Raw genomic sequence first — 1,788 nt, 5'->3', positions numbered from 1 at the left:
GGCCATGGTGTGGATGGTGGGGTTGTCGAAGATGAGGGCGAGGGGGATGTGGGGGGTGAGGGTGGTGCGGAGGCGGCTGATGATGCGGGTGGCGAGGAGGGAGTGGCCGCCGAGGGCGAAGAAGTTGGCGTGGATGTCGGGGTTGGGGTGGTCGAGGACGTCGGTCCAGATGGTGGCGATGAGTTTTTCGGCGTCGGTGGTGGGTTGGTGGGTGTGGGTGTGGGTGGTGGTGGGCTGGGGTTGGGGGAGTGCTTTGTGGTCGGTCTTGCCGTTGGCGTTGACGGGGATGGTGTCCAGCAGGGTGATGCTGGAGGGGATCATGTAGGCGGGGAGTTGGTCGGTGAGGTGGGTGTTGATGCTGGCGAGGAGGGTGTCTTCGTCGGGGGTGTTTTCGTCGGGTGTGGGGTGGGTGGTGATGTAGGCGGCGAGTCGGTGGTCGCCGGGGGTGGGTTCCCACTTGGTGACGACGGCGTTGTTGATGTGGGGGTGGCGGCGGAGGGTGTGTTCGATTTCGGTGGGTTCGATGCGGATGCCGCGGATTTTGATCTGGGTGTCGTTGCGGCCGAGGAAGGTGATGGCGTTGTCGGTGCGGCGGATGCCTCGGTCGCCGGTGCGGTAGAGGCGTTGGCCGGGGTGGTGGGGGTGGGGGATGAAGGCGGTGGCGGTTTTGCGGGGGTCGTTGAGGTAGCCGCGGGCGAGGCCGGTGCCGGCGAGGTAGAGGTCGCCGGGGATGCCGGTGGGGACGGGGTTGAGGTGGTCGTCGAGGAGGAGGACCTGGTTGTTGGCGATGGGGGTGCCGAGGGGGACGTCGGTGGTGTGGTGGTCGTGGGGTGTGCAGGGGTGGCTGGTGGAGTCGATGGAGACTTCGGTGGCGCCCCATTGGTTGTAGAGGTGGGTGTGTGGGGGGAGTCGGTCGTGGAATTTGGCGACGAGGTCGGGGCGGAGTGCTTCGCCGCTGGAGATGACGTAGCGCAGGGTGGTGGGGGCGGTGTGTTGGTGGGGGGTGATTTCGTCGAGGAAGAGGGTGAGCATGCTGGGCACGAAGTGGAGGGCGACGATGTCGTGCCGGGTGGTGTGGTCGAGGATGGCGCGGGGGTCGCGGTGCAGGCCGGGGGGGATCATGACGATGGTGGCGCCGCTGATGAGGGGCCAGAGGAGTTCGACGGCTGAGTCGTCGAAGCTCAGGACGGTTTTGTGGAGGACCTTCTCGCCGGGGTTGAGGGGGTATTGGGCTTGCATCCACTGGATGCGGTTGGCCCAGCCGGTGTGGGTGGAGGCGACGCCCTTGGGGGTGCCGGTGGAGCCGGAGGTGTAGTAGACGGAGACGAGGTGGTCGCCGTGGAGGTCGACCTGCGGCGGTGTGGTGCTGGTGTGGGTGAGGGTGCCGGGGCCGCAGTGCACGACGGTGATGCCGTGAGCGTCGGGTGTGGTGGCGAGTTGTTCGGCGCGGGGGTCGTCGGTGCAGATCAGGGGGGCGTGTGCGTCGGTGAGGAGGCGGGTGACGCGGTTCACGGGGAGGTCGGGGTCGAGGGGGAGGAAGGCGCTGCCGGCTTTGAGGATGGCGAGGATGACGATGGCCATCTCGGTGGAGCGGTCCATCCAGACGCCGACGGGGATGTCGGGGCCGGCGCCGGCCTCGCGCAGGCGGGTGGCGAGGTGGTTGGCGCGTGCCACGAACTGTGCGTAGGTGAGTTCGCTGTCGGAGTCGAGCACGGCCGGTGTGTCGGGGTACCGGGCCGCGGTCGCGTCGATCAGGTCGGGCAGCAGACCACCGCCGTAGTCCACCGC

The 1,788-nt window shown here is 68.1% G+C and carries 1 protein-coding gene; it reads right to left on the bottom strand.

Annotated elements, in window-relative coordinates; all coding sequences use genetic code 11:
- On the bottom strand, nucleotides 1-1,788 hold a 1,788-nt coding region (locus OO52_RS45355), incomplete at both ends, for a non-ribosomal peptide synthetase (RefSeq protein ID WP_037631204.1).

It is taken from the genome of Streptomyces flaveolus (assembly GCF_000716535.1).
GTDB classification, from domain to species: Bacteria; Actinomycetota; Actinomycetes; order Streptomycetales; family Streptomycetaceae; genus Streptomyces; species Streptomyces flaveolus_A.
Note: the sequence above shows the minus strand (reverse complement) of the source record. Positions and strands in the feature narration are given on the sequence as shown.